Below are 14,081 nucleotides of genomic sequence, written 5' to 3' on the forward strand. Positions count from 1 at the left end.
CCCTCCAGGTTAAAAAGTATAATGTCGAATGTCTCTATATAGATTTGTAACGTATTTTAAATTTATAAGTCCTTGTAAATTAACTCCGGTGGCGGCGCGGCTCATCCTTGTTCCATTCACACAAAGCTTCGACCAGGCTATCGATTGTCGCTTCCTCAGCCATAATCGATACGTTTAGCCCCGCCTCCCTGGCCGTTTCCGCTGTCAGCGGACCGATGCAGGCAACAGTACTATCGCGAAGCAGCTCCAGTGGTGTGTGTGCGTCTCCACCCATCCGTTCCAGGACACGCAGCAAGTTCGTAACAGTCGAGGAGCTAGTGAATGTAACGGCATGAACGCCGCCTTCCTCAAACAGTTTGAGCAGCTCGTCGTCATCCTCACCACACAGGACCGTTTCATATGTCTTGATGTCTGTCACATGCAGTCCCATCCGTGTCAGTTCCTCTGGAAGCCAGCTCCGGCCGAGATCTCCACGTGGAAGCAGTATTTGCTGGCCTGCCTTCAACTCCGATCCGAATGCATCCACAAGTCCTTCTGCCTGGTAGCGTTCCTTCAGCATTTCAGCAGCGATCCCCCGTTCACGTAAAGCACCCGCTGTTGCAGGCCCAACCGCTGCGATTCTGGCCCCTGCCAGAGCACGTATATCCTTGCCTGACTCATTCAGGTGACGGAAGAAAAAATCCACTCCGTTCACACTCGTAAAAAATACCCAGTCATATTGATTAAGCTTATCCAGTGCTTGATGAATCTCCGATATGTCCAGGCTCGAGGTCGGCATAACGGTCTCGATGACCGGGAATTCATATGGCTCACCGCCCAAATCCTCAATCCGACTCACAAGCTGACTCGCCTGGCTGCGGGCCCGGGTCACAAGGATCCGCTTGCCAAACAAAGGCAGCTGTTCGGCCCACTTCAGATGCTCACGCTGCAGAACAACCTCACCAACGACAATAACCGCCGGAGGTTGAAAATTGGCCGCCTTTACAATCTCTTCAATATCGGCAAGCGTCCCGGTAATCGTATCCTGCTCAGCACGCGTTCCCCAGCGCACAAGAGCCACCGGGGTCTCCGGCGGCCTTCCGTGAGCAATTAATTGGCGGCTAATATATCCAATTTTGGCTACCCCCATCATAAAGATCAATGTACCCGTTGCATTCGTTACCTTATCCCACTGGATCATCCGGTCCAGCTTGTCTGGACTCTCATGGCCTGTAATGATAGACAACGAGGACGCGAGATCACGATGAGTTACCGGAATACCCGCATATGTAGGAACACTGATCGACGAGGTTATGCCTGGAACAATTTCAAAAGCGATACCGTGGCGGTACAAAAGCTCCGCCTCTTCCCCTACCCTACCGAAGATCGTAGGGTCACCGCCCTTGAGCCGGACAACCGTCTTTCCCGTAAGCGCCAGGTCAACTAACAGTTGATTGATTTCTTCCTGCTTCATCGTATGCCTGTCAGGAAGCTTTCCAACATACACTTTCTCGGCTCCCGGCTTCATCCATCTCAACAAGCGGGGAGATGCCAAGCGGTCATATACTACAGCATCCGCTTTTTCGATGCATTCCTTCCCCTTAATCGTAATCAGCCTTGCATCGCCAGGCCCTGCTCCAACTAAGTAAACCTTACCTATCATCCGATCATCCCCTAACTTGCGCCAGAATCTGCTCCGCTCCCTTAGCTTTCAGCTTATCGGAAACCTCTACGCCCAAAGCCTCTGGATCTGTTCCTTCAGCACTTTCCTTCAATACAAGCTCTCCGTCCGGTGAGCCCACCATGCCGGTTAATTGAATAATGCTCTGTCCTTCCAGGGAATGACCTGCTGGAGCCTCGGTCAACACCGCATATGCACCTATCGGTACCTGACAGCCACCGTTGAGCTCATTCAAATACTTACGTTCAGCGGCTACCGTCCGGGCTGTTTCTTCATCATTGTAAAGAGAAAGAAGCGATAAGAGCTCTGTATCATCTTCCCGGCATTCAATGCCGAGCGCACCTTGTCCTACAGCAGGCAGACACGTCTCAATAGACAAGTACGATGTGATCCGGTCCTCCCATCCCATCCGCTGAAGACCCGCTGCTGCCAGAATGATAGCCTGATATTCTCCGTTCTCCAGCTTGCGAAGACGAGAATCGATATTACCCCGAATCCATTCAAGCTGCAAATCCGGACGGTATGCCTTCAGCTGGCTGGAACGGCGCAGACTGCTCGTCCCTACCTTCGCTCCTTGTGGCAGACTGTCCAAACTGTTAGCTTCCAGTGATATGAGACAATCCCGGGGATCTTTTCTGCGCGGAACGGCTCCCGTCCTGAGGCCTTCAGGCAAAACAGAGGGCATATCCTTCATGCTGTGGACGGCCATATCAATTTCACCATCGATCATCGCCTGCTCGATTTCTTTGACAAACAGTCCCTTGCCGCCAACCTTGGACAGCGTAACATCCAGAATGCGGTCACCTTTTGTAATGATTTTTTTAACTTCAAAATCAAATTCCATTCCGTTCTCGCGGGCCAATCGTCTCAAATCATCGATAACCTGGCCTGTCTGGGTAAGCGCAAGTGCGCTTTGTCTGCTGCCAACCACAATTTTACGCATACTTATTCCTCCTGATTGTGACTGATCCATTGTTGGATCTGTTCCGGACTCCATGGAGTATAGCTTCCCCGCCGTATGTCCTGTAGTATATCGATTTCATGTATTTTTCGCAAAAGCTTCCGCCGTACGGAAACTGATGACACCTCTTTCTTGACCGCGCAACGCATGGTGTACAAAAACTCAAGGTACGGCTCAAATTCGTCCCCCAGCTGTTTCTCCAGGCGGCTGCATATATCCACCGCTGCAAGCGGACCCGCACCGGACGTAGACACCGCAACCGTGAGCCTTCCTCTCTTCATAACAGCCGGATTAATAAAGTTACCAGATTCCCCGCTGCTTGCAACGTTAACCATTACCCCAAGCTGGCGGGCCTCCGCGGCGATTGCTTCATTAACTGTCGGGACATCGGTAGCAGCATGCACCAAAAATGCTCCCTTAAGGTCGCCGTCTCTATATTCTCTAGAGGTCCATTCAATCTGATCTGAATCAACCAGTTGAAGAAGACTCTCACTTATGAGAGGACTTATAATATGTACCAAGGCACCGGCAGCCAGCAACATGTCAACTTTTCGCTCAGCCACCAGCCCCCCACCTATAATCATGCAGGTCTGACCCTCGCAGTTCAACATAACCGGAACATAATGAACCATATTTACTAATCACACTCCCGACCAGCGGTGAAACTCAGACCAAGCATTTAGAAAGAAATTCAACACGATAAATCCAAATCCGATCAATGCCCACACTGCAGTCTCCAACCCAGACCGACGATGCAAATGCCGCCGCACGAAGTAATATATATAAATGCCAAGTGCAACTGCGGTTGACAGCACCTTCAGATCCGCCAGAAGCGTCCATCGCCCCTCAGTGGCAATGGACAACACTGCAATGACCAATGACAATATCAGCACCGGTGTACCCGTTAATAGGGCAAAATATGAATATTTATCTAATATCTCAAGGCTGGGAAGCCTTCGGATTATATCATTCCACTTCTTGTGCTTCAGCTTGCGGTGCAGAAACATGTACATTCCCGCAAAGACCGCTCCAACGGTTAACGCCGTAAAGCTGACACTTGCAAGTGCGATATGCAGCATTAACAGCCCATGAACCGTCTGCCAGCTCTCCAAGGGATTATATCCTGCCGTAAGCAACAACCCATTGAGCAGCATAACGCAAAAACCGATTATATTCATAAGGAGTGCGGCAAATTCCGCCCGTCTCGTAAAAATAATGACAATGGATGTCACTGTTACACTGAACGAACTGAGTAGCAAAAAATCAAAAGAAGTAAAGACGGGGAATGTTCCTGTTTCCCCTACCCGTATTCCAATGGCACCACACTGGAAAAGAGCTGCAACAACAAGAAGCCCTGTGCCTATCCGCTTCGCTGCCCGATTGCGTTTCACGCAATCCGAGATATAAAACAGAAGGCTCAGGGCATAGATACAAATGCCAGCATCATAGATTAGATTTAATAACATGAGTTACGTCACCTGCCTTAAAGAGCGGCAGGGGTCAGAGAAATCCGGACCGATTTCTGCTCAGCAGATGGATCCACCGATTTGACCAAAGACTCAACCTCAGATGGGTTTGCATTGTTCAGAGCCTTACTGTCTGCTCCTTGTTCATTCTCTTCCATCAAACTTTCCAAAGCGAAAATTTGAGTGAAATAATCAAGTGCTTCACCGCCATGCTTTCCGCCCGTCATTTCTTTGATCCGGTTGATCGGATCATGCATCATCTGATTCACAATACTCTTCGTCAGACGACGAATGACTTTGCGCTGGCGCTCATCCAGCTCAGGAAGTTTGTTAAACAAGCTTTCGAGCGTTTCCTCATGAATGTTGTTCGATTTATCCTGCAATGCCCGGATTGCGGGTCTGACGCCAAGCGTCTTCAACCACTGATGGAATGCATCCATCTCCTCTTCGATCATAATTTCGATTTTGGCTGCTTCTGCACGCCGCATCTCCATATTGCTCTCCACAATACCTTCCAGATCATCAATATCATACAAGAATACGTTGGATACTTCGCCCACCGCAGGATCAATGTCCCGAGGGACGGCAATGTCGATCATAAAGAGAGGCCGGGACTGGCGTTTCTTCATACTTTCTTTGACTCGTGACGGACTCAGTACATAATCGTTCGCACCCGTGGAGCTGATGACGATATCCACTTCGTGAAGGCGCTCCATCGCTTCCAGCATGCCGCATGGAGTTCCCCGGAATTTACGCGCAAGCTCCTCTGCACGAACTATCGTGCGGTTGGCTACAATGACTTCAGCTGCACCGTTGGCATACAAGTGCTTGACGGTCAGCTCACTCATTTTTCCGGCGCCCAGAATAAGTACTTTTTTATCGTTAAATGTTCCAAATATTCGTTTGCCCAATTCAACAGCCGCATAACTTACAGAAACTGCGCTTTCTCCGATAGAAGTTTCGGAATGAGCCCGTTTACCCAGGGTAACAGACTGCTTAAACAACATATTAAACCAGGTGCCTGTCGCCTTCTCCTCCTGAGACTTCAAGAAGGCACTACGTACCTGTCCTAGAATCTGCGTCTCACCAATAACCATGGAATCCAGACCACAGGTCACTTTGAACAAGTGCGAAATCGCCTGCTCATCTTCATATATATATAGATGCTGTGTAAATTCTTCACGTTTAATGTCAAACCACTGCTCCATAAAACTACGGATAAAATAGCCGCACATATGAAGGCGGTCAACCACCACATAAATCTCAGTACGGTTGCAGGTAGCGACAATGACGCCCTCTAATACGCTCTTGGTTGACTTCAGCTGGTTCAACGCCTCGGGCAAATCTTGCTCCGCAAATGTAAAACGTTCTCTGACTTCCACAGGCGCCGTGCGATAGTTCAACCCAACAACGACGATGTGCATTGCGTGTTCACCTGCCTAATGGTTTTTAATGCGCTCCGTATAGTACATTACACTTACAATAAGATAACTTGTTTGACCATGATAATTATATCACAGGTTGTCGAAATTCCTTGTCCATTTTATGAAATGTTTATGAAATCCCCTTACTATTGTGGTATGTTTCAGCTGGAGATATACGGAGCAATTCCCTGTGTTACTCTATTCGTATAAAATAAATAACCATGGAGAATTCCATGGTTATCAGTATACACATTTGGGAGGCCTACTTACACCAATTCGGCCTGTTTCATCTCGGGCGTTTCGACAGTCATTTCGCCTAAACCGCGTACGAGCTTTTTCGCAAAGCATTTTTCAGGTTTCAAAACGGATACCAGGTAATCAATAGCCAATTGCGGATCTACCGTTTCCCCGCAGGTATAACAGTCAATCGCAGCAAAACCTCTCTCAGGATAAGTATGAATAGAGAGATGGCTTTCCGACAGTAGCACAAGAACTGTAGCGCCTTGTGGTTCAAATTGCTTGGACTGGACGGACATTACCGTTGCTCCGCAGGCTTCAGCGGCTTCCACCATCTGAGCTTGCAAAAATTCAGCACTGTTCAGTAGTTCAAAGTCGACTCCCCAAGTATCAACAGCAACGTGTCTTCCGAAAGTTGAGTATTCCATCTTCCGGTTTCCCCCTTCCTAGGAATAAAATGTTTGAAAAATTTCATCCGCTAGGACCTACGTCATTCACTTCCCGAGGGAATAATCTCTCGCAACATTACATGTCCTGAGTGAATCCTGGTTCCTATATTCTTTTCAACGAGATTAAAAATAACATCAATGAGGTTGAAATGCAATACATTTTTGAAAATTGATGATTTTTATTTTACAGATCAGCATATGAAAATGAATAAAGGTTTGCTCATCATAGACAAGTTGTATTTTTAGCTTGTTAAATGTCTTTGTTTGCGATGTAGGCCTAATAAAAAAAGCCCCCGGATAAAAACGGGTAGCTTTTCGTTATTACAATATAGTTACTTAAGCCTCTAGTACGAACAGTCGCTGATTAAATTTCCGAAGCTGCTCGTCGATACTTTCAATCCTCGACATGGTAACCGCAGCTATCCTCTGATCCAGAAGATCGTTAATGCGAAGGTGAATGGACTCGATCTCTTTCTCTGTTTCATTGCTGTTATACAGGCGCTGCAGTTCACCCGCCGTATTCTTGTACTCATAAATTAGACTGCAGTCATCTTCTGCCAGCTGTTCAATGCGCTCTACTGTTCCATCATGGTAGTCATAGCTCATAATGAATCCACGGTAAATCCGATTTACCTTGCCTGATCCTTTGAAAGCCGAAAAAAGCTTACGCACGGCATTGGTCAGTTGAGGGGTTACCAATCGGCAGGACAGCTCACAGACATAAAAGCCATCTTTGCGTTCAAAAGGCAAATGAACTTCTTCCCCGCTTTCGTCTTCGAGCACGATCTCCTGCCCTCCGCCGTCCATCACCTTAACCCGAAAATTAATCTGGGAAGTTATGGTACTCTGCAGAAATTGATTCATTTGAACGTCCGTCATTTGCATGGTGGCATTAACATATTCTGTGGCTAACCTATGAGCCATAAAAATCTCCTCAATTCTTTTAACAATCCTTACAACCATTATAACGCAGGATACAAGGTTTTTTCTTGTCAACGGATTGAGATTATTCAGCAAATTTCATAAAAAAACGGTTTAAGACGGAATTTCCCTAACAATTTCGATGGGATTCTCACTTTCACACAGAAAATGCACCGTATCTCTACGGTATATGATGAAAAAATGATTTCACAGGAAATAAGCAGGCAACCTCTTATTCCTGTCCCTTTTCTATAGAGAAAGTATCGTCCTCATTGGCCTCATCCGCTTCTAATCCATAGTTTGTATAAGACTGAATAATACTCCATAATTCATCCTTACCCAAACCACTTTCGGATGAAAACATGACCATCGAATGATGCGGCCGAAAACCTAACGTTTCCTTCACCATTTTGATATGTTTAGACCACCGACTTCGCGGGATTTTATCGGCCTTTGTTGCTACGACACAGACATCACGATCATAATACTGAAGCCAATCGTACATGATGATATCATCTTTTGATGGCGGATGACGCAGATCTACAACGAGCAGAACAAGTTTTAGCTCCTCGCGGTTCAGCAAATATCTCTCAATCATTTCACCAAATGCAGCACGTTGTGTTTTGGATACTTTCGCATAACCGTAACCCGGAAAATCCACTAAATATAAATCATCATTCGCACGGTAATAGTTCAACTGCTGTGTTTTACCTGGAGTCGAGCTTGTACGGGCCAAATTTTTACGGGATAGCATCCTGTTGATAAGCGAAGATTTACCCACATTGGAACGCCCTGCCAGAGCAATCTCTGGCAAGGCGTCTACAGGGTATTGGTCGGGACCTACAGCGCTGATAACAAATTCTGATTTTGTTACTTTCATATTCAGTATTCCTCTCTAGTGCACTCCCGCTTGCTCCACCAGCGCGTGCTGGAGCACTTGATCCATATGAGATACGGGAACAAATTCAACATCGTTCTTTACGCTGTCTGGTATATCGCGCAAGTCCCGTTCGTTGTCTTTCGGTAGCAGAATTTTTTTGTAACCTGCACGGTGGGCCGCAAGGGATTTCTCTTTCAAGCCGCCAATCGGCAGTACCCGGCCGCGCAAAGTAATTTCTCCAGTCATGGCAACATCGCGTGCTACGTGGCGCTTCGTCAATGATGATATGAGCGCGGTAGCAATGGTTATTCCAGCGGAAGGTCCATCTTTCGGAATAGCGCCCTCTGGAATATGAATGTGCACATCCATCTTCTCATGGAAATCCGGTTCAATCCCAAGCTCCATGGCTTTGGACCGCGTGTAGCTGAATGCGGCTTGGGCAGATTCCTTCATGACATCACCAAGTTTTCCTGTGAGCGTTAGCTTGCCCGTACCCGGGACAACGGTGACTTCGATGGTGAGAGTATCACCGCCGACTTCGGTCCAGGCCAAACCGGTCACACTGCCCACCTGATCCTCAAGCTCAGCCATACCGTAACGGAACTTCGAAACGCCCAGATAGTCCTTGATGTCTTCTTCACCGATGATGATTTTTTCGGAGTTATCCGTTACGATTCTTTTGGCCGTTTTACGGCATAATGCTGCAATTTGCTGTTCCAGATTCCGCACACCCGACTCGCGTGTATATTCCCGGATCACCTTTAAAATAGCATTCTCATCCAGCTGCAACTGTTCTGCTTCCAGCCCGTGCTCGCTCTTCTGCTTCGGAAGCAAATAGCGTGAGGCGATCTGAAGCTTCTCCAGCTCCGTGTAACCTGGAATATAAAGAACCTCCATACGATCCAATAGCGGACGCGGAATATTGTGCAGCGCATTTGCTGTCGTTACAAACATAACCTGTGACAGATCAAACGGAATTTCAATAAAATGATCGCTGAATGTATTGTTCTGCTCCGGATCCAGTACTTCGAGCAGAGCAGATGACGGATCCCCCCGGAAGTCGGAAGCCATCTTATCGATTTCATCAAGCAGGAATACTGGATTCTTCGATCCCGCTGTCTTCATGCCCTGAATAATTCTTCCTGGCATGGCACCGACATAGGTACGCCGGTGACCGCGGATTTCCGCCTCATCCCGCACACCGCCTAGTGAAATACGTACGAATTTGCGTTCTAGGGAACGGGCTATGGACCGGGCCAAGGAAGTCTTACCTACCCCTGGTGGGCCAACAAGACAAAGAATCGGACCCTTCAGCTTCTTTACCAGCTTCTGAACCGCCAAGTATTCCAGAACACGCTCTTTCGGTTTTTCCAGACCATAATGGTCTTCATCCAGAATCTGTTCCGCTTTCAAAATATCCAGATCGTCCTCGGTCTGTTTTGTCCAAGGCAGTGCTAGCAACCAATCCACATAATTACGAATGACACCGCCTTCAGCTGAGCTGGCCGGCATCTTCTCCAGACGGTCGATCTCTTTCTCAACTTTCTCGTTGACACGCTCCGGGAGTTCAAGTTCCTTCAGCTGATTGCGGAGTTCTTCAACTTCGCCGGTGCGTCCTTCTTTCTCCCCCAGTTCTTTCTGGATCGCTTTCATTTGCTCACGCAAATAATATTCCTTCTGGGTTTTTTCCATCTGTTTCTTGACACGCTGATTGATCTTACGTTCAAGCTCCAGCACTTCGCGCTCATTGTTCAGGATATCAAGTAGCTTCTCCAGACGCTTCTGGACATCAATCGTCTCCAAAATCTCCTGCTTATCCTTGATCTTCAGGGACAGATGACTTGTAATCACATCCGCAAGCCGGCCCGGCTCTTCGATATCGGATACCGCGGCCAGTGTCTCGGGCGTCACTTTTTTGGATAGATTAATGTAATTCTCGAATTGCCCCAGAACCGTTCTCATGAGAGCGGCTACTTCGGAATCGCTGTTCTCCTCTTCAGGAAGTTCACGCGCGAGGACTTCATAATAATCCTCGTTATCCGTATATTGAATAATTTCCGCCCGTTCCATACCTTCCACAAGCACTCGTATGGTACCGTTCGGAAGTTTGAGCATTTGTCTTACATTCGCAACTGTACCGATCCGAAAAATATCTTCTTGCGTCGGTTCTTCAATGTTCACTTCCGATTGAGAACATAGGAGAATCAAATTGTCTTCAACCATCGCCTTTTCTAATGCCTTAACCGATTTCTCCCGCCCTACGTCCAAATGCAATACCATGCTTGGATAGACGAGAAGTCCTCTTAAAGGCAGTAAAGGAAAACGACGACCTTTTGATTTACTGGGTCCCATCGCTTTCACACCTCCAATGGCTCTCAATGTTGACACTATTCCTATTTTATCAAATCTTCTTATAAAAACCAACAAAGTAGGTGTTAACAGCTGCCTGCATCTGTAATCTTCCCATTGCGCGGCGGAGTCGCCTGCAGCAATGAGGGCGAAGCCGCTGGAAATGTCTCCGTTTGAGGCATTTGAACGACTCCCGGGGCGACGGCTCCCCCAAACACTTGAGCAAACACTTCATCAACAGATTCAACCGGGATAACTCGCAGGCCGTTCAGATCCTGAAACAGACTTTGCCAGTTGTCCTTCGGAATAATAACCGTGGTCGCTCCCGCTTGGAATGCAGCCTCTACCTTAGCAATAACACCGCCAATCGGCTTCACTTTACCGTGAATGCTAATCTCACCGGTCATGGCGATTTTGTTGTCTACTTCAAGCTCCTTAATGGCTGACACTATCGCTGTCGCCATCGCAATGCCCGCAGAAGGACCATCGATTGGCGTCCCTCCCGGAAAATTGATATGCAGGTCAAAATCCTTCGGTCTATATCCCATAGATCCAAGCACAGTGAGTACGTTTTCTATGGAGCCTTTGGCCATACTCTTGCGTCGGAGCTTCCGGGAACCGCCTCCGAACTCCTCCTCATCCACCACTCCTGTAATATTATAGGTACCTTGGCCCTTCTCCGCCGGAACAGCTGAAACCTCAATCTCAAGCAGCGCTCCCATGTTCGGCCCATAGACGGCTAAGCCGTTGACGAGACCGACCTGCGGTCTTTCCGGAATTTTACGGTCCGGACGCGGCTGCAGCTGACTGCTGCTCGCTACCCACTCCACATCGGCTGCCCGAAGCGTCTCCCGTTTCTCTGTAAGGGCCAGACCTGCCGCAAGCTGAATCATGTTAACAGCCTCACGCCCGTTGGTAGAATACCGTTTTACAACCTCCACTGCTTCAGGACACGGAAGTAAGCCAATTTTTTGTATTGCATCTTCCGCAATTTGTCCAATTTCCTCTGGAAGTAGAGGACGAAAAAATATTTCCATACAGCGTGATCGCAAAGCAGGCGTAATCTCTTCTGGCGATCGTGTTGTCGCACCTACCAATCGGAAGTCGGCAGGCAGACCGTTTTGGAAAATATCATGGATATACGCCGGCGTGTTGGCATCTTCCGAGTTGTAATACGCACTTTCGAGAAGCACCTTGCGGTCTTCCAGCACTTTTAACAGCTTATTCATCTGAATGGGGTGCAATTCACCGATTTCATCAACAAATAAGATTCCTCCATGCGCTTTTGTTACAGCACCTGGCTTCGGTTGAGGAACTCCGGCTACTCCCATGGCTCCTGCTCCTTGATAAATCGGGTCATGAACGGAACCGATCAGCGGATCGGCGATACCCCGTTCGTCAAATCGCGCTGTTGTCGCATCAATTTCGGTAAACTTGGCGTCGAACTTAAAAGGAGACTGCGGGTTTTTCTTCGCTTCTTCCATAATCACACGCGCCGCTGCCGTCTTGCCTACTCCGGGAGGCCCATACACAATAACATGCTGGGGATTTCCACTACACAGAGCCGCCTTCAAAGCACGGAGCCCATCCTTCTGACCTACGATATCATCCATCGTCTGTGGCCGGGTTTTCTCTGCAAGAGGCTTGGTCAGCGATATCGATCGAAGCTTCCGGAGCTTATCGAGCTCCTTGCGGGACTCCCGATCCACCGCCGTTTTGCTCGTTTTTTGTCCCCGTAACAAGTTCCAAAAATAAATGCCGATAATCACTGCAAAGAACAGGTTAACCAGCATGATCACAACATTCAGATTCACAAGTCATTCCTCCCGTTTTTCCATTATGTCAATTATCAAACGTTATTACATGGTAGTATTGCCTGTTAATCGGATGGTAAAACGGCTCATTGAAAGGAAATGCAAAGAATCTGAAAATAATGTGTGTTGAGACGCTACAAGTACGAATCGTTCCTACTATCGCTCTTGCCCTCGAATATCTTGAATTATTTCTTAGAGGATGAAATTCGGGGACAAGAGCGTATGCTTACGAAGTAGCTTTCCTTTGGAAAGCTTTTAGCCGACCGCTTCGCTTCTCCGGAATCGCTTCGTCCTTTTCGCTGCTCCGTGGGTGTCCATCGAAATGGATTAATAGCTTACGCCAACTCAAGACTTTCGTCGAGAGTGGCTTAAAATAAATATGCGATATTTTGAGGGACACCCGTTCCGTTATATGGAGCAATTTCGTCTATTCAAGTGAGGTCACGGACTGAGAAGCCGTTATTTATGCCTATTCATGCGAAACCAGGTATGTTTTAAGAAAATAACGGAATCACAGGCCGGAACAATTGCAAAACTCGTCGATTGCAACAAATAGTGGAATGTGAGTCCGAATCCGTAGCGCGCTTTATGTGGTCAACCACATCAGTCTGCTAGTGAAACGTAGCATAGACCGCGGAGCCACAAAAAGGCCACCCAAGGATAAATCCTCAGGCAGCCTGGCTTGTTTTGTCTAAGTTATAGTTATTTCGAGTGTTTACACACCCGTTTTATGCTTACGACCAGGAATTTCTCCGGTCTCTTCGTATACTTTAACGATATGATCGATCTCTTTTTTCAGTTCCTCAACCATCGTGGCTTCAGGCACCTTACGTATCATTTCTCCATAGCGGAACAACAGTCCCTCACCCCGTGCTCCGGCAATGCCGATGTCAGCTTCTCTAGCTTCGCCGGGACCGTTCACGGCACACCCGAGGACAGATACTTTAATCGGTACCTTAATGTTCGCAATATATTCTTCCACTTCATTAGCAATGGAGAATAGATCAATGTCTAGTCTGCCGCATGTCGGACATGATACGAGAGTTGCAGCATCGGAGATCAAGCCGAATGTTTTCAACAATTCACGACCAACCTTGATTTCCTCAACCGGATCTGCACTGAGTGAAATCCGCATTGTACTGCCGATTCCCGTGGATAATAGGACACCAAGTCCAGCTGCGCTTTTTACTGTTCCAGAGAACAAAGTTCCGGCTTCAGTGATGCCAAGATGCAACGGATATGGAATGACCTCCGCAGCTTTTGTATAAGCGGCAATAGCCATAGGCACATCAGAGGCCTTAAGCGACACAATGATATCATGGAAATCCAGTTCTTCGAGAATGCCAATATGGAACAAGGCACTCTCCACCATAGCTTCGGGCGTCGGGTAACCATACTTCTCCAGCAAGTGATTCTCCAAAGAGCCTGCGTTTACCCCGATGCGAATCGGAATCCCCTTTTCTTTGCACGCCTTCACGACAGCTTCGACTTTCTCACGTTTACCGATATTGCCGGGATTAATGCGGACTTTATCGATTCCATTCTCAATGGCGGCGAGTGCCAATTTATAATTGAAATGAATATCTGCGACCAGAGGAATATGAATTCGTTTCTTAATTTCCTTAATGGCTGCAGCAGCCTCGTCATTGTTTACCGTAACCCGTACAAGCTGACATCCGGCTTCTTCCAATCGCAGTATCTCAGCAACTGTAGCTTCAACATCTGCGGTTTTGGTTGTGCACATGCTTTGAATAATGACTTCATTGCTTCCGCCGATCGTGAGATTCCCCACTTTTACGGGCCGTGTGTCTTGTCTCAAAAACATGGTTATATCTCTCCCATATAACGCCAAAGCTCCACCTCTACCCAGATGAATAAACAGAGGGTAGGGGTGGAGAATCGGCATTGATTTATTTCAAA

11 protein-coding genes are annotated in these 14,081 nt (G+C 47.6%); all 11 read right to left on the reverse strand.

Annotation, left to right across the window (positions count from 1 at the left end; genetic code table 11):
* Positions 1-79: 79 nt before the first annotated feature.
* On the reverse strand, positions 80-1,642 hold the full coding sequence (cobA, locus tag B9N86_RS22280; protein ID WP_208915316.1) for a uroporphyrinogen-III C-methyltransferase: 1,563 nt from the start codon (positions 1,640-1,642) through the stop codon (positions 80-82).
* Between the two features lie 4 nt (positions 1,643-1,646).
* The gene (gene hemC / locus B9N86_RS22285; protein ID WP_208915317.1) at positions 1,647-2,603 is read right to left on the reverse strand and encodes a hydroxymethylbilane synthase; all 957 of its coding nucleotides are present in this window, start codon (positions 2,601-2,603) and stop codon (positions 1,647-1,649) included.
* Between the two features lie 2 nt (positions 2,604-2,605).
* On the reverse strand, positions 2,606-3,253 hold the full coding sequence (locus tag B9N86_RS22290; protein ID WP_208915318.1) for a precorrin-2 dehydrogenase/sirohydrochlorin ferrochelatase family protein: 648 nt from the start codon (positions 3,251-3,253) through the stop codon (positions 2,606-2,608).
* Positions 3,254-3,262: 9 nt separating this feature from the next.
* Entirely contained in the window at positions 3,263-4,087 is an 825-nt protein-coding gene (gene ccsA / locus B9N86_RS22295; protein ID WP_208915319.1) for a cytochrome c biogenesis protein CcsA, read from the reverse strand.
* A 17-nt stretch (positions 4,088-4,104) separates the two neighbouring features.
* Positions 4,105-5,511 carry a glutamyl-tRNA reductase gene (gene hemA / locus B9N86_RS22300; protein ID WP_208915320.1) on the reverse strand — a complete coding sequence of 469 codons (1,407 nt, stop codon included), beginning with the start codon at positions 5,509-5,511 and terminating at the stop codon, positions 4,105-4,107.
* Positions 5,512-5,777: 266 nt separating this feature from the next.
* Positions 5,778-6,176 carry an adenosylmethionine decarboxylase gene (speD, locus tag B9N86_RS22305; RefSeq protein WP_208915321.1) on the reverse strand — a complete coding sequence of 133 codons (399 nt, stop codon included), beginning with the start codon at positions 6,174-6,176 and terminating at the stop codon, positions 5,778-5,780.
* 357 nt (positions 6,177-6,533) lie between these two features.
* Complete coding sequence (locus B9N86_RS22310) at positions 6,534-7,121, reverse strand: non-ribosomal peptide synthetase module (protein ID WP_208915322.1); 588 nt, start codon at positions 7,119-7,121, stop codon at positions 6,534-6,536.
* A gap of 229 nt (positions 7,122-7,350) precedes the next feature.
* Positions 7,351-7,998 (reverse strand): ribosome biogenesis GTP-binding protein YihA/YsxC, encoded by a 648-nt coding sequence (yihA, locus tag B9N86_RS22315; RefSeq protein WP_208915323.1) that lies wholly within the window; start codon positions 7,996-7,998, stop codon positions 7,351-7,353.
* 15 nt (positions 7,999-8,013) lie between these two features.
* Positions 8,014-10,350 (reverse strand): endopeptidase La, encoded by a 2,337-nt coding sequence (gene lon, locus B9N86_RS22320; protein ID WP_208920633.1) that lies wholly within the window; start codon positions 10,348-10,350, stop codon positions 8,014-8,016.
* Positions 10,351-10,433: 83 nt separating this feature from the next.
* Positions 10,434-12,161: an ATP-dependent protease LonB gene (gene lonB, locus B9N86_RS22325; protein ID WP_208915324.1), complete on the reverse strand. Its 1,728-nt coding sequence runs from the start codon at positions 12,159-12,161 to the stop codon at positions 10,434-10,436.
* Positions 12,162-12,876: 715 nt separating this feature from the next.
* Positions 12,877-13,986 carry a flavodoxin-dependent (E)-4-hydroxy-3-methylbut-2-enyl-diphosphate synthase gene (gene ispG, locus B9N86_RS22330; protein WP_208915325.1) on the reverse strand — a complete coding sequence of 370 codons (1,110 nt, stop codon included), beginning with the start codon at positions 13,984-13,986 and terminating at the stop codon, positions 12,877-12,879.
* Positions 13,987-14,081 lie beyond the last annotated feature (95 nt).

The sequence above is a fragment of the Paenibacillus uliginis N3/975 genome, assembly GCF_900177425.1.
In the GTDB taxonomy this organism is placed as follows: Bacteria; Bacillota; Bacilli; order Paenibacillales; family Paenibacillaceae; genus Paenibacillus_AQ; species Paenibacillus_AQ uliginis.

What these genes read in the sequence shown, in the direction of transcription:
- cobA (WP_208915316.1), bottom strand. Translation starts at nt 1,642, where the DNA reads ATGATAGGTAAGGTTTACTTAGTTGGAGCAGGGCCTGGCGATGCAAGG.
- hemC (WP_208915317.1), bottom strand. Translation starts at nt 2,603, where the DNA reads ATGCGTAAAATTGTGGTTGGCAGCAGACAAAGCGCACTTGCGCTTACC.
- B9N86_RS22290 (WP_208915318.1), bottom strand. Translation starts at nt 3,253, where the DNA reads ATGGTTCATTATGTTCCGGTTATGTTGAACTGCGAGGGTCAGACCTGC.
- ccsA (WP_208915319.1), bottom strand. Translation starts at nt 4,087, where the DNA reads ATGTTATTAAATCTAATCTATGATGCTGGCATTTGTATCTATGCCCTG.
- hemA (WP_208915320.1), bottom strand. Translation starts at nt 5,511, where the DNA reads ATGCACATCGTCGTTGTTGGGTTGAACTATCGCACGGCGCCTGTGGAA.
- speD (WP_208915321.1), bottom strand. Translation starts at nt 6,176, where the DNA reads ATGGAATACTCAACTTTCGGAAGACACGTTGCTGTTGATACTTGGGGA.
- B9N86_RS22310 (WP_208915322.1), bottom strand. Translation starts at nt 7,121, where the DNA reads ATGGCTCATAGGTTAGCCACAGAATATGTTAATGCCACCATGCAAATG.
- yihA (WP_208915323.1), bottom strand. Translation starts at nt 7,998, where the DNA reads ATGAAAGTAACAAAATCAGAATTTGTTATCAGCGCTGTAGGTCCCGAC.
- lon (WP_208920633.1), bottom strand. Translation starts at nt 10,350, where the DNA reads ATGGGACCCAGTAAATCAAAAGGTCGTCGTTTTCCTTTACTGCCTTTA.
- ispG (WP_208915325.1), bottom strand. Translation starts at nt 13,986, where the DNA reads ATGTTTTTGAGACAAGACACACGGCCCGTAAAAGTGGGGAATCTCACG.